Here is a 19,713-nt window from a genome sequence, read left to right as displayed (position 1 = left end):
TCCGCGACAAGGATCAACGTCAGCAGACTTTTCCGGCGCGGGATGAAGTGCTAGAAGCTTGCAAGGCAGGTGACGTAGAACGCCGAAACGGCGCGTTTGTCGGGGCAAGGAACAAATTTATGCGGCTCGTTTGTCCGAATTGCAGCGCTCAGTACGAGGTCGACACGTCGCTGATCCCCGACGAGGGACGCGATGTGCAGTGCTCGAACTGCGGCCACACATGGTTTGAACTGCCCCCTCCCCCCGCCGGTTTCGAAGACACGTTGTCCGCCTCGCCACAGGAAGAGAGCGACGATGAGGCTGAGGACGAGGCGCCGAGCGAGGCCGTCCGCGCCGTTGCCGCCGCCTCCGAGAAGTCCATCTCTGACGAGGAGGAAGAGGAAGCGGAAGAAGACGAGGACATCGCGTCCGCCGCCTTCGTTCCGCCGGCCGGCGACGCGCCGCGCGCACGCAGGCCGGCCGACGCCGCAGACGTGGACCTGTTGCGGGAAGAAGCGCAGCGCGAGTTGTCTCAGCGCCGTGCGCCACCGTCCGAGGCCCTGGAAACCCAGACCGATATGGCGCTCGACCAGATTCGCCGGCGCGAGACGCCGTCACGCGCTCTGCGGGCCCGCATGGCCAGCATGCGCCCCGACAACGACCCCGACGATGACCGGCAGGATGCTCGCGGAGACTCCGATTACCAGGCGCCTCGCAAGGATCTGTTGCCCGACATCGACGAGATCAATTCGACCCTGAAGCCCGCGCGCAAGCGCCGCAGAGGTACGACCGAAGCGGTTGCGAGCCATCGCAGCGGCTTCCGAATGGGGTTCTTCCTCATGCTTCTGATCGCGGCAGGCCTGATCGTCGCCTACGCCTTCGCTCCTGCCATCGCGAGCGCCATCCCCGGGTCCGAGACGGCTCTCGTCCGCTATGTGGACGGGGCGAATGCCGCCCGCGACTGGCTCGACGGCCTGATCCAGCGCTAGGCTAGAATCTCTCCAGAAGACGCTTTAGGTAATCCAGCTCTTCGGTCGGGCGCTCCTGCTCGCCAGAGCGGCGGCGTATCTCGTCCAGAAGCTCACGGGCCCGGCGATACACGTCCTCGCCCTGCAAGAGTTGCTCGTCAGTCCCGATCCGACCATTCTCTCCCTGGTCGCGGCCCAGTGGATCGCGATTACCGCTTGGGTTGTTGCGGCCCAGGGCGTCGCCCTGCTGCCCACCCTGCTGCTGTTGCTGCTGCTGCGCCATCTGATCGGCGAGCTCTCGCATTCCCTCGCGCAGAGCCTCCATCGCGTCGGCCTGATCGTCCAGGGCACCAGCGAAGTCCTCGTTTCGAAGCGACTCCTCGGCCTCGTCCATCGCCTCGCCCGCCCTGTCGAGCGACCGGCGCGCGGCGTCGCCTTCAGGCGAACCGGCTCCTGGGAGGTTCTGCGTCTGGCGGTTCAATTCCTGACGCAGCGCGCGCTGACGGTCAGCAAGTCCACCCTCGAGGTCGCCCGGCTGCTGTCCCTGACCCTGCTGACCCTGGCCCTGTTGGCCTTGCCCTTGCTGACCTTGCTGACCCTGGCCCTGCTGTCCTTGACCCTGTTGTCCCTGCTGCCCTTCCTGCCCTTGCTGACCCTGTTGGCCTTGCTGACCCTCGGGACCGAACTGCTCCTGAAGATCCCGGAACGCCTCGTCCGACAGACCCTGCTGCTGACGGAGGGTTTCGGACAGGCCTTCCATCGCCTGCTCGCCGGGGGACTGCTGGCCCTGCTGGCCGCGGGCGATCTGCATGTTTTCCATCATCTGGCGAAGCTGGTCCAGAAGCTGCTGCGCCTCTGCCATCCGGCCCTGCTCCATCAATTCCTGAAGCCGGTCCATCATGTCCTGCAAGTCCTGCGAGGACAGCTCCTGCATCTCGCCCTCAGCCATATCTTGTTGAGGCTGATCGCCCTGCTGTTCCGCGAGTTGCTGCATGTAATCCTGCATCGCCTCTCGCAGTTCGTTCATCAGTTCGGCGATCTCCTCGTCCGACGCGCCATTCTCGATGGCTTCCGAAAGCCGATCTTGCGCGCGCCGCAACCGTTCCTGCGCGTCGGAGAGATCGCCTTCCTCCACCTCGAGGGCCAGGCTCCACAGCACCTCGGCCAGTTCCTCGACCGCGTCGTCGTTCAACTGATCCACGGACAGCCGCGTCTCGAGCCGGCGCACGGCGAAGCGCAGCTTGAGGTAGGTCGTCTCGGAGCGGAACACGTCTTCGGGCTTGTACGAAACCGCGCGAAGCACTTGAGCCACGCGGGTGCCGTTCTCGCGGTTCCAGAGAAGGTCGCGACGTTGCTCGATGATGGACTTGGCGAGGGGATCGAAGAATCGACGGCCGGGAAGTTCGCCCAATTGCGGGGCGGAAAGCCCCTCCTGCTCGGCATCGTCCGACGCGAAAAGCTCGGCGGACACCGGCAAATTCGCCCAAGGGTGCTTCGACAGGTCTTCGACGACAGTTTCGCTGAACTCGGTCCGGTCGCCGGTAATCGACATCGGCAGGTCCAGAACGATCTTGTCCCGCGCTTCCGGTTCAACGGCGAGACCATAGCGGCGGTCGACCTTCGAGAGGTCCAGCGTGATCTCGAGCCTCCCACCCGTCACGCCGTAATCGTCCTTTGCGACGAAGGGCGTCTCCATCCGTCCCGCCTCGCCCCGCGCCAACGGGCCTTCGAACTCGATGGAGGGCGGCGCGTCCGGGATCGCCTCGACGTCCCACTCGCGGCCACCAGGGCCTTCGATGCGGATCACGCCGCTTTCGGCGATGTCGAACCCTTGTTCCGGCTCGGTCGCCGGTGTCACGTCCTCGGTCCGGCCCGACACCGTTTCATGCAGCGCCAGTTCACCGACTTCGCCGTAGAAGCGAAGCGTGACGCGGCTGCCTTCCGGCACCGACAACGCCTCGCGTGTCACGTCGTTCAGATAGATGCTCGGCTTGCCGGTGTAGGCGGGCGGCTCGACCCAGCCTTCCCAGACCGATCCGCTGGCCAGGGTCTGCCCGGTGCCTGGCCCCATTTCGGCGACGCTCGCGACGCGCAGAAGAGAGCCGAAAAGGACCGCGATCACGAAGGCCAGAAGAGCCATGTAACGCAGCGCATAGGGGTCGCGGCGCGCAAGGCGCAGGTCGGGCTCGACTGCCCGCGCGGCGTCGAGGCGCGCCGACATGCGCGCAAGGTGCACCCTCCAGACCGATTCCGAGGCCGCATCGCCGGTGCCGATGGCCTGCCTGTCGGACAGGGCGGCAATGGGTTGTCCAGGCAAGGTCGCGTCAAGCCGGGCCAGGACCTCGGACCGGAGCGGCGCCCGGAACTGGCGCAGCGCATAGACAAGAGCGGCGAGCCCGCCGCCTACCACCACGACGCCGACGGTCCAGACCGCTTCGAGCGGCAGGGCTTCGTGCAGGCCCATGAGGAGGGAGGCGAGCGTGAGAAGGACCAGAGACCACAAGGGCCAGAAGGCGCGCACGACGCGTTCGGCCAGCATCCCGGCATACGTGAGACGAAGCGGCCATGTCAGCCGCTTCGCGGCATCTGCGGGAAGCTGCGTGTCCTGCGTCATAGGCCTTCGTTGCGGGACCAGGCCCGGATCATACCGGTCCTTCCAGCCACTCTGGGATGGTATCGCGGTTTATCATCTCGTCAAAGGTGGGTCGTGCCCGGATGACGGCGAATTGATGCCCATGCACCAGCACCTCGGGCACCAGCGGGCGGGAGTTGTACTCCGAGGCCATAACCGCCCCATAGGCGCCGGCCGAGCGGAAGGCGATCAGGTCGCCCTCGGCGAGGGGTGGCAGGGGCCGGTTGCGGGTGAAGGTGTCGCCCGTCTCGCAGACCGGACCGACCACGTCGCAGGGGCTCAGCTCCGCTCCCGCCTCGGGCTCGACGACGGGCACGATGTCATGGTGTGCCCCGTACATCGCGGGTCGGATCAGGTCGTTCATCGCCGCGTCGACGATGGCGAAGGTGCGTCCTTCGCCTTGTTTCATATAGATTATTTCCGAGACCAAGAGACCCGAGTTACCGGCGATCAGCCGGCCAGGCTCGATCTCGATCTCGCAGCCGAGGTCGCCCACGGTCCGTCGCACCACCTCGCCATAGTCGAGCGGAAGCGGGGGTGCGGCGTTCGAGCGCTCGTAGAGGATGCCAAGGCCCCCGCCTAGATCGAGGCGGCGGATGTCGTGGCCGTCGGCGCGGAGCTGGTGGGTCAGCTCGGCGACCTTGAGGTATGCCTGCTCGTAGGGCTCGAGGTCGGTGAGCTGCGAGCCGATGTGGACGTCGATGCCGATGACCTCGAGCCCCGGCAGAGAGGCGGCTTCGGCATAGACCTCGCGGGCTCGGGAAATGGGGATGCCGAACTTGTTCTCGGACTTGCCGGTGGCGATCTTCTCGTGCGTCCTGGCGTCCACGTCAGGGTTGATGCGGATCGTGACGGGGGCGATTTTCCCTAGCGATTCCGATACCTTGGAGAGGCGGCGCATTTCGGGCTCGCTTTCCAGGTTGAACTGGCGGATGCCGCCTCTCAGGGCCAGCTCCATCTCTTCGGCCGTCTTGCCGACGCCCGAGAAGACGATGCGGTCGGCCGGAAATCCTGCTGCGACGGCGCGGCGGTATTCGCCGCCCGAGACCACGTCGACACCCGCGCCGAGCGACGCCATCAGCCGCAGAACCGCTTGATTCGAATTGGCTTTCATCGCGTAGCAGATCAGGTGGTCGAGTCCGTCGAGCGCCTCCTGGAACAGGCGGTAGTGGCGCGTCAGGGTGGCGGTCGAGTAGACGTAGAACGGCGTCCCGACCGCAGCGGCGATCTCGGGGAGAGGCACGTCCTCGGCGTGAAGGATGCCGTCGCGGTACAGGAAATGGTCCATGACGCGGCTGATTAGCAGATCCCGGCGCGTTCGCAATCGTGGCGCAAAACGCGCGTCGGTATCACGTCGGTATTGCGTCGGTATCGCGTCGGTGGCCTTGTCGGGGCAGGAGGAGCCTCGATGCTGGCTGGAGGATGCATGTGCGGGGCGACCCGCTTTCGGGCGGAGGGCGATCCGCTGTGGCAGACGACCTGTCATTGTCGCGATTGCCAGCGCGCGGCGGGCGCGGACTACGTAAGCTGGATCGGGATGCCGCGCGCGGGCGTGACGTGGAGCGGGCCGCGCCGGACGTTCCACTCCTCGTCCGGCGTCACGCGGTCCTTTTGCACCGACTGCGGCACGCCGCTCAGCTACGAGACGGAGGACCTGCCCGAGGAGACGCATCTCTACGCGCCGACGCTGGATGACCCGTCCGTCTACCGGCCCACGGCGCAGTTGTATTTCGCGGAACGCGTGGCATGGCTGGAGGGGCTGAGGGAGCTGCCGGGGCACACGAAGGGGTCGAAGTCAGAGATCGTTTGATTTGACGTTGGAGACTGCTTTGAAGCCTAAGTTCATGGGTTGCGGAGGTGAGGTTGTCGACCAAGTTCAAGGAGTTTTCGGCTCGTGTGGGGACCGAAGCAAACTTGGCGCTGGAAGCGAAGGATTTCAGACCCATCCAAAGACTTGAGCCTGGAGGCATTCAAAGGGACGGAAACACTCGTGCCTTGATCGGCGACTATTATCGGAGGCTCAGACAGGACCGCCTCGGATTGGTTTCCCTAATTCTCGTAGACGGATCCAAGATGTCCGTCACCATCTCAATCAATGCATTGGCGATTCCGAAAACCATTCCCGATAATAAGATACTTCCTCTGCTGCGATTAGCTTGCGACATCTGTCCACCCGGCGTTCTTCCCTCCGCCAGTTCTTGGTCTCAAGGCGAAGTGTTCAACTTTCCTTTAGGTTTCTTTCAGAATGAACTGTCTTTGCCCAAAGGGAGCCTCGACCAGATTGATCCGGTCCTAAGAAAGATGGGGAAGCTGATCAATTCCAAGCTCGATAAGCGACTGAGCTCGCTTCTGGAGTCGCCCATCGCTCGAATAGAGATCGATCCTGAACCGCTGGTCAGAAAGAGAAGCGACGCTCTTCCCTGGTTTTTGCAGTGGATGATTCCCAAAGACATACGCGATTTCCGGCGCAATCAACCGCTCGAGTGGCGTGGTCCCCCTGAATCCTAGGGGTGACCGTCTTCTTTTTTACTTTGAGCTCGCTTCGGGGGCCCCGCTGAGAAGCACTCAACGTACCACTCCTCGCCCGGCGTCACGCGATCCTTTTGCAGCGACTGCGGCACGCCGCTCAGCTACGAGACGGAGGACCTGCCCGAGGAGACGCATCTCTACGCGCCGACGCTGGACGACCCTTCGGTCTACCGGCCCACGGCGCAGTTATATTTCGCGGAACGCGTGGCGTGGCTGGAGGGGCTGAGGGAGCTGCCGAGGCACGCGAAGGGCTCAGGGTCGGAAAGGGCTTGACCCGGTGCGGTATGGCGCAATGCGGTTGCCCCGGCCCCGGTGCTACCGGGCCGGGACAGTCTGGCCAAGGATGGCGCAGATCATCAAATTTTGGTTTGGCTCACGGCTGTCAGCCAATGCCGTTGCGGCATGGGGGACTACTCGGCCAGTCGGGAGCGTTCTTCCGCATTGGGCCCGCCTCCCGGCGCTTCTCCGAGCGTCGCCTCCGCCCTGTGAAGCTTCTCGTCATTTTTCTTTGACGGCTTCTTCTCGTTCTCTTGTTTCGGGGTCTTGACGTCATCGGTCATCGGCTGGCTCCTTGATTCAGTTGGTCTGGTCAAACTCAGTCGGAGAGCTTGTCCTTGGCGTCACCGACGCCCTTCTGGACCTTTCCTTCAGCCTGATCCTTCTGACCTTTGTGCTTCATGTCTTCATTGCCGGTTGCATCGCCGAACTCTTCCTTGGCCTTGCCGCCGATGTCTTTCGCTTTGCCTTTTGCTTGATCTTCGTTTGCCATGTCGTGCCTCCTTTTTTAGGTGTGATGGACCAACACCTGAAGCGACATCGAAGTTCCTGACTTCGAGCGGCGGTCGCCGGACGAGGGCCACAAAGCCTGCCATCTCGCCGCGATGACCACCTTCTCTCTTCCCCTCCCCTTCCATCCCGCTAAGGTCTCCCGCGACAGTGGGGGAGGCAGAACATGGCAAAAACCGTCATCATCGAAGCGCACGGCGGACCCGAGGTCCTGAAGCTGACGGACCGCGAGGTGGGCGAGCCGGGGCCGGGGCAGATCCGGATCCGGCACCATGCGGTGGGGCTCAACTTCATTGACTGCTACCAGAGGTCGGGCGCCTACAAGATGAGCCTGCCCCATGCCCTCGGCATGGAGGCGGCGGGTGTGGTCGAGGCCGTGGGCGAGGGTGTCACGCACCTGAAGGCCGGCGACCGGGCCGCCTATGCCGCGAACCCGCCCGGCGCTTACTCCGAGGCGCGGGTGATGCCCGCCGCGACGGTCTGCCCGCTGCCCGACGGGATCAGCTTCGAGGACGCGGCGTCGGTCATGCTTCAGGGGCTGACGGTCAACTACCTGTTCCGCCGAACGACGCCGATCGCGAAAGGCGACACGGTGCTGTTGCACGCGGCGGCGGGCGGCGTGGGGCTGATCGGCTGTCAGTGGGCGAAGTCGGACCGCATCCGACTGATCGGCACTGCCGGGTCGGACGAGAAATGCCGGATGGCCGAGGATGCCGGCGCCGAGGTCTGCGTCAACTATCGCACCGAGGACTTCGTTGCGCGGGTGAAGGAGCTGACCGGCGACAAGGGCGTGCCGGTGGTGATGGATTCTGTCGGCAAGGACACTTTCGACGGCTCGCTTCAGTGCCTGTCGCCGCTGGGGTTCATGATCCTCTTCGGCGCGGCCTCGGGGCCGGTGCCGCCCTTCGATATCCAGCGCCTCGCGGCGGGCGGATCGCTGAAGCTGACGCGCCCGACGGTGTTCACGCACCTCGCCGACTTCGACTCCTGCCAGACGATGGCGAAGGAGTTGTTCGACAAGATGCTGTCGGGCGACGTCAAGGCCAGCATCGGCCAGACCTTCGCGCTGGAGGAGGTCGCCGAGGCGCACCGGGCGCTGGAAGCGCGGGAGACGACGGGGTCGACGATCCTGACGCTCTAGCCGACCGGTCTCGTGCGCAGGAAGAGGTAGAGCGGCAGGCCGCAGCTGACGCCGATGAGATAGGTGGCCGGGATCGCGACGAGAGCGGTCCAGTTCCGGCGCACCCAGGTCTCGGCGACGATCCAGACCGTCAGCGCGATGGCGGCGATGGTCAGGTCCCAGGTGAGGCCGGTGGTCGAGGCGTTGACGTACCAGGCGTCGATCAGGCCCGAGAGGCCGGTGCCGGTCTCGTTCATGTAGGTCACGAACCAGTACATCGGGTGGATCGCGCCCCAGATGGCGAGGGCGAGATAGATCATCCGGAGCACGCTCATTCAGAGCGTGCCGGTGACGCCGATGCCGATCTCGCCGCCGATCTGCACGCCCGAGTTGGCGGGCTTGGCCTTGGGCTCGGGCTCGCCGTCGGCTCCGCATGCGGCGAGGGCGAGCAGCGCGATCAGGACGAGCGACTTCATCGCGGGGCCACCGCGATGCCGACGTCTCCGACGGTGCCCGAGACGCTCGGGCGGACGCGGGCGCCGTGCGAATCGAAGGTGGCGCCTATGCCGAGGGACTGGTTCTCGCAGGCCGAGGCCAGGAGGATCACGCCGATCAGGGTGGCTTTACGCATTACTCGCTCCGAAACTGGGGTAGGCGCAGGATATCCGACGGCAGCGCCGTGGTGAAGCCGCCGCGAACGGGCGGCAGGCGGGAAAGCGCTTCGCTATGTCAGCCGTTGCTTCCATCGCGCGATCTGGGACCGCACGTTGTCCGGCGCGGTGCCGCCATAGCTGGTGCGACTGCGGACTGAATTGTCGACGCCGAGGACGTCGAAGACGCCTTCGGTGATGGCGTCGTGGGCCGTCCGCATCTGGGCGAGGGTCAGGTCTGGGAGGTCCTTGCCCTCGGCCTCGGCCATGGCGACGAGGCGGCCGGTGACGTGGTGGGCGTCCCGGAAGGGCAGTCCCGCCTCGCGCACCAGCCAGTCTGCGAGGTCGGTGGCGGTGGAAAAGCCGGACGAAGCCGCAGCGCGCAGGACGTCGGGGTTGGCGGAGAGGTCCTTCATCATGCCTTCGGACGCGGCGAGGGCCAGCATCAGCGCGTCGGCGGCGTCGAAGACCTGTTCCTTGTCCTCCTGCATGTCCTTCGAATAGGTCAGCGGCAGGCCCTTCATCACGGTGAAGAGGCCGACGGTCGCGCCGAGGATCCGGCCGATCTTGGCGCGGACCAGCTCGGCGGCGTCAGGGTTTTTCTTCTGCGGCATGATCGACGAGCCGGTCGAGAAGCGGTCGGACATCCGCACGAAGCGGAACTGCGCGCTGGACCAGATCACCAGCTCCTCGGCCAGCCGCGACAGGTGCATGGCGCAGATCGAGGCGGCGGCCAGGTATTCGAGCGCGAAGTCGCGGTCCGACACGGCGTCGAGCGAATTGGCGGCGGGCCGGTCGAAGCCGAGCGCCTTCGCCGTCGCCGCGCGGTCGATCGGGAAGGACGTGCCGGCGAGGGCTGCGGCGCCCAGGGGGCATTCGTTCATCCGCGCCCGCGCGTCGGCGAAGCGCGAGGCGTCGCGGCCCAGCATCTCGACATAGGCCATCATGTGGTGGCCCCAGGTCACCGGCTGCGCGGTCTGGAGGTGGGTGAAGCCGGGCATGACCCAGTCGGCGCCTTGATCTGCCTGGCCGATCAGCGCGCGTTGCAGCGCGGCGATGGCGGTCTGCGCGGCGTCGCACTGGTCGCGGACCCAGAGGCGGAAGTCGGTGGCCACCTGATCGTTGCGGGAGCGCGCCGTGTGAAGCCGTCCGGCAGGTTCGCCGATCAGCTCCTTCAGACGCGCCTCGACGTTCATGTGGATGTCTTCCAGAGCGGTCGAAAAGGCGAAAGTCCCGCCGTCGATCTCTGACAAGACCGTGAGGAGGCCTTCCCGGATCGCCTGCGCGTCGCTATCCGTTATGATGCCCTGCGCGGCGAGCATCGCGGCGTGGGCGCGCGAGCCTTCGATGTCCTGGCGCGCGAGCCGCTGGTCGAAACCGATCGAGGCGTTGATCGCCTCCATGATCGCGTCCGGTCCGGCGGCGAAGCGCCCGCCCCACATCTTGTTCGCGCTGTCGGTCATCGTCTGGTTCCTGGAAGGAGCGTCATGCGTCGTCTGGTTCTCGCCGTCCTCTACACGGGCCTTGCCCTCTTCGCAAACGCCGCCGCCGCCGACCGCGCCGCGCTGGAGGCCCTGCGCGAGGGGTCGATGCAGAAGCTGGTCTTCGCCGATCCCGCACCCGTTCCGGACACCGCCTTCACCGGGCCCGACGGCGCCGAGGTCAGGCTGTCGGATTTTGCGGGCAAGCATGTCCTCGTCAATTTCTGGGCCACATGGTGCGCGCCTTGCCGGAAAGAGATGCCGATGCTGTCCGAGCTTCAAGCCGAGTTCGGGGGCGACGACTTCGAGGTCGTGACCATCGCCACCGGCCGGAACCCGCCCCAGGCCATCACGAAGTTCTTCGAGGAGATCGGCGTCGACAACCTGCCGACCTATCTCGACCCCCGGCAGGCGCTGGCGCGCGAGATGGCGGTCCTGGGACTGCCGATCACCGTCATCCTCGATCCCGAGGGCATGGAGATTGCACGGATGCGGGGCGACGCCGAATGGAACGGGGCCAGCGCCAAGGCCATCATCGCCGCGCTTCTGACCGACGGCGGGAGCTAGGCGTTTCCCTTACGGAACCTGTATGTTGCCCGAATGAGGCGGAACCCCGCCTTGTTTGCGACAGCTTTGTGCCATAATTTGGCCACACTCGCTTTCGGGCGAGGTGTAACTGTCACTTGTAACCGGGTTATTCGCGATGAGCGAATTCTTAACAGCCTTCCTGATCCTCGTGGCCCTTGCTGCGGTCGGCAACTTTGCCGCCGATCCCGCCGCCTTCCAGACGCACTGCGCCGGATCGTGGCTCCAGCTCTGCTGGTAGGCGCCTAGAGACCGTTCAGCAGATCGCGTGTCGGCCATGCGTCGGCGGGCAATCCCAGACGCGCCTGCTCTTTCTGCACGGCCTGCCTCGTCATGGCTCCAAGAATCCCGTCCACGGCGCCGACGTCATGTCCGCGGGCCGAGAGTTTCTGCTGCAACGCCTTCATCTCGTCATCACTCAGCGCGGGCGACGGGTTGCCGGCGTCGTAGACCGGCGCGCCCTCGAGCCGGGTGGCGAAATAGGCGGCGGTCGTGACGTAGGTAAAGCTCTTGTTCCATTCGAAGAGGACATTGAAGTTCGGATAGACTAGGAAGGCCGGTCCGTCCTTGCCCTGCGGCAGCAGGATGGCAGAGGACAGGTCAGGTCCAAGCAGCTTGCCCGAGCGTGGCGTGACGCCGAGGGCCGCCCAGTCCGACGCGGGCATCCAGGTTTCGAGTCCCGTCTTCTCCCAGGCGAAATCACTCGGCATGTCGACTTCCTGCATCCAGGGCTCGCCCTTTCGCCAGCCAAGCTCGGCCAGAACCCGTGCCCCCGTCATCAGCGCATCGGGCGCCGAGGTCTTGAGAGTGATGTGACCGTCGCCATCTCCGTCGACGCCCTTTTCGACGATCTCGGAGGGCAGGACCTGAACCATGCCGATCTCGCCGGCCCAAGCCCCGGTCGTGCGTGCGGGGTCGAGGTCGCCGCGCCGGAAAAGCTCCATCGCCGCGAAGACCTGCGGACGAAAGAGGTCCGGGCGCCGGCAGTCGTGCGCCAGCGTGACCAGCGCGTTCACCGTGTTGAAGTCGCCCTGAACGGCGCCGTAGTCCGTCTCGAAGGCCCAGAAGGCCAGAAGAATGCCGCGCGAAATTCCGTAGTCCTGCGAGATGCGGTCGAAGACCTCCGCGTACTTCTGCGCGTTCCGCTCGCCCGCCTGGACCCGGTTCTGGCTGATGAGACGGCGTGAGAAGTCGATGAAGGGCATCTGGAAGATGCCCTGCGCCCGGTCAGCGCGAAGCACTTTGGGATCCTGCCTGACGCCCCCGAAGAACTGCCTGGCCTCGGCGGACCCGAAACCCTTTTGAACCGCCTCGTCCGAGAGACCGCGGACGAACGCGCCGAAGTCGCCTCCGCACTGTTCCTGCGCGACGGCGGGGACAGCGAAAAGCGCGGCGGACGCAACAAGTGCGAGGGCTTTCAACATCGAGAGGACCTGCTTTCCTTGAGATTTCGACGGAAGCTATCAGGCGCGTCTTCGGTGCGGCAAGGGCCGGAAGCGCCTTTCCGCGCATCGTTAACCGTTTCTTCGGATGCGTTAACCGAGCGTTAACACTTTCGGCCGAATTTTCGAAATCGGGGGAAGAAGTCGGCTGAAGTCGTCAAAGGGTCGGAACTAGTGATACTCATCGTGGCTTCCAAGCCAGGTCTTTCGGCCATCTGGGCTTCGCACCTGCGTCGTCAGGGCCAGGACGTCATCGTCGTCGAAACCCAGGACGAGGCCGTGTCCTATCTGCGCACCGCCTCGGCGGATGTGATCGTGCTCGACCTGCTACTGGAAGAGGGCAGCGCCTTCGCCGTGGCGGATTTCGCAAGCTACCGGCATCCGAAGGCGAAGATCGCCTTCGTGACGCGCAGCAGCTTCTTCTCGGACGGATCCCTGTTTTCGCACATCCCGAACACGGCGGCGGTCCTTCAGGAAAAGACTCCGCCGACCGACCTTGCGGCGATCGTCGCCTACCACGGTCGGGCGGTCTAGGATCTGCCGTTCGCGATCGCGTCGTTCGGCTTGAAACGCGAGCCGTTGTCGATGGTGAACTGGCCGCGTTCGAGCTTCTTGAAGGTGCCCTCGCGCAGAAGCTGGCCGAACGAGCGCAGGCTCTCCTCGCGCGACAGCCGGATGGTCGGATCGACCCGCGCCACACGCTTCATGATCTCGGGGCGGGTGAAGGACGACTGGCCTTCGGAGAAGACAGTATAGGCGGCGGCGGCCTCGAGAAGCTCGGACAGGTCCTTTGCGCCGACCGTGCGGGCAAACTGCGCAAAGCCTTCCTGTTCGGACGAGAGGCTGACCGCGTGCCCGACCGAAAGCCCGCTGTCCACACGTTGCGACGAGACGAGGACCAGGGGCGGGCTAGACGAGCGGCGGTGGCCGGTCGCGCTGTCGGCGGTCGGACGCGAGGGGCGGACGACCTGCGAGAGATCCTGCCGGTAGCGGCTTTTCTCCTGCTCTTCGGCGACTTCCTTCGACACCTGACGCGACACGAGGCGGTCGGCCTTGGTGGCGGCGACGGCGGCGCGCATCTGCGAGATGACGCGGCGGCGGCGCACGACGTCGTCGTCGTTGAGCTTGGTGTCGGTTTCGGCCATCAGGCGACCCACGTCGCCTTCGGGCTCGGGCGTGAGCGAGCGCGCGGTGCGGTCGGCGCGGGCGTCGTCCGTCGTGACTTCGGGGGTTTCGGCGGCGTCGGTGGCCTCGGGGGTCTCGTCGCTGTCGAGCCTGGCGCGTGCCTCGGCGCGCTCCCGCTCGACGCGTCCCGCGACGTTGCCGATGATCTGCGAGACCGTGCGGAGGGGGCGCGCGGCGGGGGCGGGTTCGTCCGCGGGCTCTTCCGGCGCGTTGTCCTCGTCGTCGTCCTCGAAATCCCAGCCTGAGGGGTCCCGAGCTTCGGTGGCAGGTGCCGCGTCGCGGTCTTCGGCGTCGTCCTCGGTCGGAGCATCCATCACGAATGCGGTTTCGTCCTGCGACTCGTCTTCGGCCGTGTCGGGCGCGGGCTCTGCCACCGGCTCCTCGGCGGGTGCGTCCTCGGTCGGTTCGGCGGATGCGGCGGGATCCTCGTCCTCGTAGCCGGCGTCGTAGAGGTTGCCGTCCTCGTCGGACAGATCGGCCGAGATGGCCTCGATGGTGGCTGTGTGGGCGCGGTCGCGCGGCGCGGTTTCCTCGGCAGGAGGCTGGCTAAAAGGGCGGCGTTCCGCGGCCTCCTCGACGTTGCGCGAGACGACGGCACGGATGCGGCGCAGCTTTTCCGCCACTGTTTCGGCGGGTCCTTCGCCCAGCGGGCGCGCGTCGGGGTCGACGGCGAGCACGTCTTCGGGCTCGTCGGACATCAGGTATTCGTCGTCGAAGGCAAGCGGTCCGCGATCCGCGTCGGCGGGCGCCGGTTGAGGCGCGGGTGGCGTGACGGACTTGACACGCTCGGCCGCCGCTTCGGCGGCGATGCGGCCCGCGACGCGGGCGGCAAGATCGCGGCTGTCGGTCTCGGGCGCCTCGTCCTGGTCCGCCACCTCGGCGTCCTCGACGGCGGGCGGCGGCGCGGAGGGCTCGGCGCGTTTCTCGACCTGGCGCAGCGCCACGCCGGTCTCGCTCATCCGGGCCTCGACGCGGCGGTCGACTTCCTTCTGGGCGATGTTCTGAAGCATCTCGACATCGGGCGTGGGCGGCTCGGCCCCGAAGTAGCGGTCGTCGGCGGCAAGATCGCGGAAATACTCCGCGATGTCGCGCATGGTTCCGAGCGGGTCGTCGAACCCTTCCAAGGTACAACTGAACGTCCCGTAGGAGACCGTCAGAATCTTGGTCGAACCGTTCATACCGTCATCCGCTTTCTCCCCCGAGCCGCAACAATGTGTTTACCCTCGGGGCAGTCGAAAATAGGAACAGACTTGGGGAGATCACAAGATTTTTTCTAGTCATAAATAAGGCGATGCACTCTTGGGTACGGAACAGTCGGACCTGGGTCGGGAAACTGTCCAGTCGGATCAGGGGGTAACGCTGGTTGGCGGAGGACGGCCATCGCGGCCGGAAATCGACCGTGCGCTGGCGCTGGCCCCGGTGCTGATCGCCGCAGACGGAGGAGCGAACTTCTGCCTGGACGAGGGGTTGGAGCCGGTCGCGGTGATCGGCGATTTCGACTCGGTCCGGCCGGGCGCGCGGACGGCCCTGTCGGGCGCGCGCTTCCTCTGGGTCGAGGAGCAGGAGAGCACCGATTTCGAGAAATGCCTGACCGCGATCCGCGCTCCCTTCGTTCTGGCGGCCGGGTTCACCGACGGACGCCTCGATCACACGCTTGCGGCGTTTTCGGTCCTCGTCCGCACGCCGGGCGCTCCCACGATCCTCGTCGGACGCCACGACATCGCCTTCGCCGCGCCGGCGAGACTGACCCTGGACGTCCCGCCGGGACTTCGCCTCTCGCTCTTTCCGATGGCGCCGGTGACGGGTCGGTCGGCTGGCCTGCGCTGGCCGATCGAAGGGCTGTCGCTTGATCCGATGGGCCGCATCGGAACCTCGAACGAAACCACGGGGCCGGTGCGACTGTCGTTCGACGGCCCCGGTTGCGTCGTCCTCATGCCGCCGGAGGCGCTGCCGTCCGCACTGTCCGCGCTGACCGCGCAAGGGACTGTTCCCGAAAGATAATATAGAGACCGGCCAGGATCGTGACGCCGATCCCCGCAAGGGCCAGACCATCGGGGAAGTCGTCGAAGATCAGCCAGCCCACCACGGCCGCGACAGGAATTTCCAGGTACTGCATCGGCGCCAGCGTGGCCGAGGGGGCGAACCGCAGCGCCCAGGTCATCACGAGGTGCGCCGCCGTTCCGAGGACGCCCATGAGTGCGAGCAAGCCCCAGGTCGACGACGCAGGCCACGCCAGGTCGAAGCCCGGCAGCCGGTCGCCGAAGAGAACCAGCGCCGGCACCAGCACCGCGACCGCCATGCCGCCCGAGACGAACTGAAGCGCCACCGGGTCCGTCTCGCGCGCAAGCTGGCGCGTCACGAGCATGAAGAACGCGAAGATCACCGCCACACCCAGAGGCAGAAGCGCTGGCCACCCGACCTCGGCGAAGCTGGGCTGCACGACCATCAGCGTGCCGGCGAAGCCCACGGCGCAGGCGGCGATGCGGCGACGGCCGACCTCTTCGTCGAGGATGAGTTTCCCGAGCAGCAGCATCACGAACGGCATGACGAAAACGATGGCGATGGCGTCGGCGAGAGGCAGGAACCGCAGGGACAGGAACATCGTCCCGATGCCGAGGACATGAAGCATCGCCCGAATGAAGGCGAGGCGCAACATTCGCGCCCCCTTCGGCATCGCCGAGCGCATGGCCCAGGCGACGGGTCCGCAGATCAGGACCTGCGCCGCCATGCGGATCGTGACCAGAAGGACAAGGTCGACGGCGGGGCCCAGAAGCTTGGCCGTGGCGTCCGCGACGGGCGCCATCAGGCAGAAGCAAAGCATGAGGAGGATGCCTAGAACCGGCCGGTCCGCTGTCATGGCCGCGACCTTAGAGGCGCCTTTGGGCCTTGGCGACGGATTCCTGACCGCCGTGTCCGTATCTCCACGGTAGCGCCCTTTGGGCCTGACGCCTTGAAGCCGGGGGACGCATCCGCTTTATAACAGGGGACGCGAACAGATCGATCATCCCCACATGTCCCAGTCCATCGGCCGGGTGACGGCGGTCCTGGGACCGACCAACACCGGCAAGACCCACTACGCCATCGAGCGTATGCTTGCGCATCGCACGGGCATCATCGGGCTGCCGCTGCGGCTTCTGGCGCGCGAGGTCTATGACCGCATCGTGGCGGCGCGCGGCCCGTCGGTCGTGGCGCTGGTGACGGGCGAAGAGCGGATCGTCCCCGACCGCGCGCAATACTGGGTCTGCACGACCGAGGCGATGCCAGACGGCATGGGCGCGGACTTCCTGGCCGTCGACGAGATCCAGCTTTGCGCGGACCCCGAGAGGGGACATGTCTTCACCGACCGGCTGTTGCGGGCGCGGGGCACGGCCGAGACGCTGTTTCTCGGCTCGGACACCATGCGGAGGGTGATCGCGGCCCTGGTGCCCGGCATCCAGTTCCAGCGGCGCGAGCGGCTGTCGACGCTGACCTACACCGGATCGAAGAAGATCAGCCGGATGACGCCGCGCGCCGCCATCGTGGGGTTCTCGGTCGAAAACGTCTACGCCATCGCCGAGCTTCTGCGCCGCCAGAAGGGCGGTGCCGCCGTGGTCATGGGAGCGCTCAGTCCGCGCACGCGGAACGCGCAGGTCGACATGTACCAGGACGGCGAGGTCGACTACCTCGTCGCCACCGACGCCATCGGCATGGGCCTGAACCTCGACATTACGCATGTCGCCTTTTCGGGCCTGCGGAAGTTCGACGGGCGGCGGATGCGCGATCTTCAACCGAACGAGCTGGCGCAGATCGCGGGCCGCGCGGGTCGTTTCCAGACCGACGGGACCTTCGGGGTTACGGGTGAGGCGCCACCTCTCGACGACGAGGTCGCCGCCGGCATCATGGCCCACAGCTTCGCCCCAGTGCGGAAGGTGCAATGGCGCAACTCCCGCCTCGACTTCGGATCGACGCGACGCCTGATCGACAGCCTCGAGATGCCGCCCGACAGCGAACACATGGTCCGGGCGCGCGAAGCGGACGACCTGACGGCGCTCAAGGCGCTCTCGGAAGAGGCCGAGGTGACCGCGCGCGCCAGCGACGGCCCGTCGGTGCGTCTTCTGTGGGACGTGTGCCGGATTCCCGACTTCCGGGGCATCAGCCATCAGGAGCACGCAAGCCTTCTTTTGGCGATATTCTGCTTCCTCCATCAGCATGGACATGTGCCCGATGAGTGGCTCGCTCAGCAAATTGGCAGAATCGATCGAACCGAAGGGGACATAGATACGTTGTCCCGTCGCCTCGCCTTCATCCGGACCTGGACCTATGTGGCACAGCGCAAGGGGTGGACACGGGATGAAAGACATTGGCGCGACACAACGCGCGAGGTAGAAGACCGCCTGTCGGACGCCCTCCACCAGGCGCTGACGCAAAGATTTGTCGACCGGCGGACCAGTGTCCTTCTTCGCCGGTTGAAACAGAAGGAGAGCCTTGTGGCCGAGGTGAACGACAAGGGTGAAGTGACCGTCGAAGGTCAGTTCGTAGGCCGTCTCGAGGGGTTCCGGTTCCACCAGGACGCCAGCGCCACGGGCGACGAGGCGAAGACGGTCAAGTCGGCCGCGACCGCCGCGCTCAGACCGGAGTTCCATCTGCGGGCGGATCGGTTCTACAACGCGCCCGACACCGAGATGGACTTCACCGAACAGGGCGGGCTGATGTGGGGCGAGCACGCCGTGGGCCGCCTCGCCAAGGGCGACGATCCCTTGAGGCCGCAGGTCGTCGCCTTCGTCGACGAAGACGCAGGCCCGGATGTGGTCGAGAAGGTGCAACGCCGGCTTCAGCACTTTGTCGACCGCAAGATCGCGGCCCTCTTCGAGCCCCTGCTCAACATTCAGCGCGACGAGACGCTGACGGGCCTCGCGCGCGGGTTCGGCTTTCGGATGATCGAAGGCATGGGCATCCTCGACCGCCGCGACGTCATGAACGAGGTCAAGGAGCTGGATCAGGAGTCGCGCGGCGCGCTGCGCAAGCACGGACTTCGCTTCGGGCAGTTCACCGTCTTCATGCCTGCCCTTCTGAAACCGGCGCCCACGCGCCTTCGCCTAGTGCTGTGGTCGCTTGCGAATGGGGCAGACGAGTTTCCCGAAAGCCCGCCGCCGGGTCTCGTGACGATTCCCGCGATCAACGCCATTCCGGCAGAAATCTACCTCAAGTCCGGCTACAAGACCGCCGGCGACCGCGCCATCCGCATCGACATGCTCGAGCGTCTCGCGGACCTCCTCCGCGCCGAGAACTCGCGGGGCGGCTTCGAGGCGACGCCCGACATGCTGTCGATCACCGGCATGACGCTGGAGCAGTTCGCGAACCTGATGGAAGGCCTGGGCTACAAGGCCGAGCGCGGTGACCGAGAGAAGGTCATTCGCACCGATCAGGTCGTCCCCGGCGGCTCGGCCGAGGTTCCCGACGACGTGCCGGTCATGGACCGCCGCGACGCGGCGCCGGGCGGGGTGGTCGAAAGCCCCCATGCCGACCCCGATCCGAACGTTCCCGAAGGCGCCGAGATGTTGCTGAACGAGGGCCGGGCCCCGATCGACGAGACGACACAATCCGCAGACACGGAAGAGGAGGCCGCCGCAGAGGGCGCGCCGCCGCCAGAGATGTCCGAGACCGAGGTGCCCGTGGGCGTCTCCGCCGACGCCGCAATCGAGGGTGAGACGCGTGAGGTGTTCTACACCTTCACATGGGCCGGCACCCGGGGCGGCCAGAAACGGCCTGCGAACCAGGGATCGCGCCCTGAGCAGAAGAAGAGTGGCGGCCGGCCGCGCGGCAAGGGCAAGCGCCCGCCACAGTCGGGCGAGAAGGACAACGCCCCGCGCACGTTCGAGGCCCGTCCCGCCCGAAAAGACCGGATCGACCCCGACAATCCCTTCGCCAAGGCGCTCATGGGCCTCCGGCGAGACGACTGAATGTCGGGCGACGCGGCAGCCACGTCGCAGAGGCTGGATCAGTGGCTCTGGCATGCGCGTTTCTTCAAGAGCCGCAGTCTTGCGACCCGCGCCGTCACCAGCGGCCATGTTCGGATCGACGGTGAACGTGTTCTGAAAGCCAGCCATGCCCTGCGCCCGGGCATGACGCTGACCTTCCAGCAGGCGCGCCAGTCCCGAGTGGTCCGAGTCGAGGCCCTCGCGACTCGACGCGGTCCCGCTTCCGAAGCGCAGGCTCTCTACACGGATCTGTCGCCTCCAGCCCGGAACGACGATCCGCCCAATCCCCGCTACGAGGGAAAAGGACGTCCCACCGGGAAGGATCGCCGTAACGCCCGTCTTTCGGGACCTCCGCCGCTTGAATGACGCCGCCGCGCGCGTTACCTCAGCCGGGACACG

General features: G+C 66.1%; 21 protein-coding genes and 1 pseudogene. 11 read left to right on the top strand and 11 right to left on the bottom strand.

From position 1 onward, the window contains the following. The first annotated feature begins 119 nt into the window (after positions 1-119). Positions 120-968 (top strand): zinc-ribbon domain-containing protein, encoded by an 849-nt coding sequence (locus C8D95_RS19430; RefSeq protein WP_109760866.1) that lies wholly within the window; start codon positions 120-122, stop codon positions 966-968. 1 nt (position 969) lies between these two features. Here C8D95_RS19430 and C8D95_RS19425 read toward each other — a convergent pair whose 3' ends face one another. After that, on the bottom strand, positions 970-3,561 hold the full coding sequence (locus tag C8D95_RS19425) for a TIGR02302 family protein (RefSeq protein ID WP_109760865.1): 2,592 nt from the start codon (positions 3,559-3,561) through the stop codon (positions 970-972). A gap of 28 nt (positions 3,562-3,589) precedes the next feature. Continuing rightward, entirely contained in the window at positions 3,590-4,867 is a 1,278-nt protein-coding gene (lysA, locus tag C8D95_RS19420) for a diaminopimelate decarboxylase (RefSeq protein ID WP_109760864.1), read from the bottom strand. 120 nt (positions 4,868-4,987) lie between these two features. On the opposite strand from lysA, the gene C8D95_RS19415 reads away from it, so the two are divergent. The 3 genes and pseudogenes from C8D95_RS19415 to C8D95_RS22995 form a co-directional block, all read left to right on the top strand. Further along, positions 4,988-5,389 carry a GFA family protein gene (locus C8D95_RS19415; RefSeq protein WP_109760863.1) on the top strand — a complete coding sequence of 134 codons (402 nt, stop codon included), beginning with the start codon at positions 4,988-4,990 and terminating at the stop codon, positions 5,387-5,389. 53 nt (positions 5,390-5,442) lie between these two features. Next, positions 5,443-6,087, top strand: a complete 645-nt coding sequence (locus C8D95_RS19410; RefSeq protein ID WP_109760862.1) for a hypothetical protein — start codon at positions 5,443-5,445, stop codon at positions 6,085-6,087. Positions 6,088-6,147: 60 nt separating this feature from the next. Further along, positions 6,148-6,381: pseudogene (locus tag C8D95_RS22995) on the top strand (GFA family protein); the annotation flags it as partial. Between the two features lie 137 nt (positions 6,382-6,518). Here C8D95_RS22995 and C8D95_RS22150 read toward each other — a convergent pair. Beyond that, the gene (locus C8D95_RS22150; protein WP_164721757.1) at positions 6,519-6,668 is read right to left on the bottom strand and encodes a hypothetical protein; all 150 of its coding nucleotides are present in this window, start codon (positions 6,666-6,668) and stop codon (positions 6,519-6,521) included. Between the two features lie 35 nt (positions 6,669-6,703). Further along, entirely contained in the window at positions 6,704-6,877 is a 174-nt protein-coding gene (locus tag C8D95_RS19400) for a CsbD family protein (protein WP_109760861.1), read from the bottom strand. A 183-nt stretch (positions 6,878-7,060) separates the two neighbouring features. Here C8D95_RS19400 and C8D95_RS19395 point away from each other — a divergent pair, with 183 nt between their 5' ends. Beyond that, complete coding sequence (locus C8D95_RS19395; protein WP_109760860.1) at positions 7,061-8,035, top strand: quinone oxidoreductase family protein; 975 nt, start codon at positions 7,061-7,063, stop codon at positions 8,033-8,035. Here C8D95_RS19395 and C8D95_RS19390 read toward each other — a convergent pair. From C8D95_RS19390 to argH, 4 genes are all read right to left on the bottom strand, one after another. Continuing rightward, positions 8,032-8,349 (bottom strand): DUF2834 domain-containing protein, encoded by a 318-nt coding sequence (locus C8D95_RS19390; protein ID WP_109760859.1) that lies wholly within the window; start codon positions 8,347-8,349, stop codon positions 8,032-8,034. The two genes, C8D95_RS19395 and C8D95_RS19390, sit on opposite strands and share 4 nt — an antisense overlap. Continuing rightward, positions 8,350-8,490, bottom strand: a complete 141-nt coding sequence (locus C8D95_RS19385; protein ID WP_109760858.1) for an argininosuccinate lyase — start codon at positions 8,488-8,490, stop codon at positions 8,350-8,352. Beyond that, entirely contained in the window at positions 8,487-8,645 is a 159-nt protein-coding gene (locus C8D95_RS22145; protein ID WP_164721758.1) for a hypothetical protein, read from the bottom strand. Before C8D95_RS22145 ends, C8D95_RS19385 begins: the two co-directional genes overlap by 4 nt. Positions 8,646-8,738: 93 nt before the next feature. Next, a complete protein-coding gene (gene argH, locus C8D95_RS19380) occupies positions 8,739-10,127 on the bottom strand; it encodes an argininosuccinate lyase (RefSeq protein ID WP_109760857.1) in 1,389 nt (462 codons plus the stop codon). A gap of 24 nt (positions 10,128-10,151) precedes the next feature. Between argH and C8D95_RS19375 the strand changes: the two genes are divergently transcribed. Continuing rightward, positions 10,152-10,712: a TlpA family protein disulfide reductase gene (locus C8D95_RS19375; RefSeq protein ID WP_109760856.1), complete on the top strand. Its 561-nt coding sequence runs from the start codon at positions 10,152-10,154 to the stop codon at positions 10,710-10,712. 136 nt (positions 10,713-10,848) lie between these two features. Further along, complete coding sequence (locus C8D95_RS22810) at positions 10,849-10,971, top strand: hypothetical protein (RefSeq protein WP_277601026.1); 123 nt, start codon at positions 10,849-10,851, stop codon at positions 10,969-10,971. Positions 10,972-10,975: 4 nt separating this feature from the next. Here the strand turns inward: C8D95_RS22810 and C8D95_RS19370 are convergent, their stop codons facing one another. Beyond that, complete coding sequence (locus tag C8D95_RS19370) at positions 10,976-12,154, bottom strand: lytic murein transglycosylase (protein WP_109760855.1); 1,179 nt, start codon at positions 12,152-12,154, stop codon at positions 10,976-10,978. Positions 12,155-12,358: 204 nt separating this feature from the next. Here C8D95_RS19370 and C8D95_RS19365 point away from each other — a divergent pair, with 204 nt between their 5' ends. Further along, complete coding sequence (locus C8D95_RS19365; RefSeq protein ID WP_241239739.1) at positions 12,359-12,706, top strand: hypothetical protein; 348 nt, start codon at positions 12,359-12,361, stop codon at positions 12,704-12,706. On the opposite strand, the gene C8D95_RS19360 is transcribed toward C8D95_RS19365, so the two are convergent. Beyond that, positions 12,703-14,535 carry a hypothetical protein gene (locus tag C8D95_RS19360; RefSeq protein WP_109760853.1) on the bottom strand — a complete coding sequence of 611 codons (1,833 nt, stop codon included), beginning with the start codon at positions 14,533-14,535 and terminating at the stop codon, positions 12,703-12,705. The genes C8D95_RS19365 and C8D95_RS19360 overlap by 4 nt on opposite strands. A gap of 121 nt (positions 14,536-14,656) precedes the next feature. Between C8D95_RS19360 and C8D95_RS19355 the strand changes: the two genes are divergently transcribed. Beyond that, positions 14,657-15,358 (top strand): thiamine diphosphokinase, encoded by a 702-nt coding sequence (locus tag C8D95_RS19355; RefSeq protein WP_241239740.1) that lies wholly within the window; start codon positions 14,657-14,659, stop codon positions 15,356-15,358. Here C8D95_RS19355 and C8D95_RS19350 read toward each other — a convergent pair. Further along, positions 15,288-16,214 (bottom strand): DMT family transporter, encoded by a 927-nt coding sequence (locus C8D95_RS19350; protein WP_109760852.1) that lies wholly within the window; start codon positions 16,212-16,214, stop codon positions 15,288-15,290. The genes C8D95_RS19355 and C8D95_RS19350 overlap by 71 nt on opposite strands. A gap of 154 nt (positions 16,215-16,368) precedes the next feature. On the opposite strand from C8D95_RS19350, the gene C8D95_RS19345 reads away from it, so the two are divergent. Together C8D95_RS19345 and C8D95_RS19340 are read left to right on the top strand one after the other, a co-directional pair. Beyond that, positions 16,369-19,296, top strand: a complete 2,928-nt coding sequence (locus C8D95_RS19345) for a helicase-related protein (protein ID WP_109760851.1) — start codon at positions 16,369-16,371, stop codon at positions 19,294-19,296. Beyond that, a complete protein-coding gene (locus C8D95_RS19340; protein WP_109760850.1) occupies positions 19,297-19,680 on the top strand; it encodes an RNA-binding S4 domain-containing protein in 384 nt (127 codons plus the stop codon). Positions 19,681-19,713 lie beyond the last annotated feature (33 nt).

Origin of the sequence: Silicimonas algicola (genome assembly GCF_003148765.1) — a bacterium.
Lineage (GTDB): Bacteria > Pseudomonadota > Alphaproteobacteria > Rhodobacterales > Rhodobacteraceae > Silicimonas > Silicimonas algicola.
The sequence above is the reverse complement of the archived record's forward strand: the minus strand, read 5'-3'. Positions and strand labels throughout refer to the sequence as shown.

Coding starts and splice junctions, on each gene's coding strand:
- C8D95_RS19350 (WP_109760852.1), bottom strand. CDS start 16,214: ATGACAGCGGACCGGCCGGTTCTAGGCATCCTCCTCATGCTTTGCTTC.
- C8D95_RS19430 (WP_109760866.1), top strand. CDS start 120: ATGCGGCTCGTTTGTCCGAATTGCAGCGCTCAGTACGAGGTCGACACG.
- C8D95_RS22145 (WP_164721758.1), bottom strand. CDS start 8,645: ATGCGTAAAGCCACCCTGATCGGCGTGATCCTCCTGGCCTCGGCCTGC.
- C8D95_RS22810 (WP_277601026.1), top strand. CDS start 10,849: ATGAGCGAATTCTTAACAGCCTTCCTGATCCTCGTGGCCCTTGCTGCG.
- C8D95_RS19425 (WP_109760865.1), bottom strand. CDS start 3,561: ATGACGCAGGACACGCAGCTTCCCGCAGATGCCGCGAAGCGGCTGACA.
- C8D95_RS19415 (WP_109760863.1), top strand. CDS start 4,988: ATGCTGGCTGGAGGATGCATGTGCGGGGCGACCCGCTTTCGGGCGGAG.
- C8D95_RS19360 (WP_109760853.1), bottom strand. CDS start 14,535: ATGAACGGTTCGACCAAGATTCTGACGGTCTCCTACGGGACGTTCAGT.
- C8D95_RS19400 (WP_109760861.1), bottom strand. CDS start 6,877: ATGGCAAACGAAGATCAAGCAAAAGGCAAAGCGAAAGACATCGGCGGC.
- C8D95_RS19385 (WP_109760858.1), bottom strand. CDS start 8,490: ATGAAGTCGCTCGTCCTGATCGCGCTGCTCGCCCTCGCCGCATGCGGA.
- C8D95_RS19390 (WP_109760859.1), bottom strand. CDS start 8,349: ATGAGCGTGCTCCGGATGATCTATCTCGCCCTCGCCATCTGGGGCGCG.
- C8D95_RS19370 (WP_109760855.1), bottom strand. CDS start 12,154: ATGTTGAAAGCCCTCGCACTTGTTGCGTCCGCCGCGCTTTTCGCTGTC.
- C8D95_RS22150 (WP_164721757.1), bottom strand. CDS start 6,668: ATGACCGATGACGTCAAGACCCCGAAACAAGAGAACGAGAAGAAGCCG.
- lysA (WP_109760864.1), bottom strand. CDS start 4,867: ATGGACCATTTCCTGTACCGCGACGGCATCCTTCACGCCGAGGACGTG.
- C8D95_RS19395 (WP_109760860.1), top strand. CDS start 7,061: ATGGCAAAAACCGTCATCATCGAAGCGCACGGCGGACCCGAGGTCCTG.
- C8D95_RS19340 (WP_109760850.1), top strand. CDS start 19,297: ATGTCGGGCGACGCGGCAGCCACGTCGCAGAGGCTGGATCAGTGGCTC.
- C8D95_RS19345 (WP_109760851.1), top strand. CDS start 16,369: ATGTCCCAGTCCATCGGCCGGGTGACGGCGGTCCTGGGACCGACCAAC.
- argH (WP_109760857.1), bottom strand. CDS start 10,127: ATGACCGACAGCGCGAACAAGATGTGGGGCGGGCGCTTCGCCGCCGGA.
- C8D95_RS19375 (WP_109760856.1), top strand. CDS start 10,152: ATGCGTCGTCTGGTTCTCGCCGTCCTCTACACGGGCCTTGCCCTCTTC.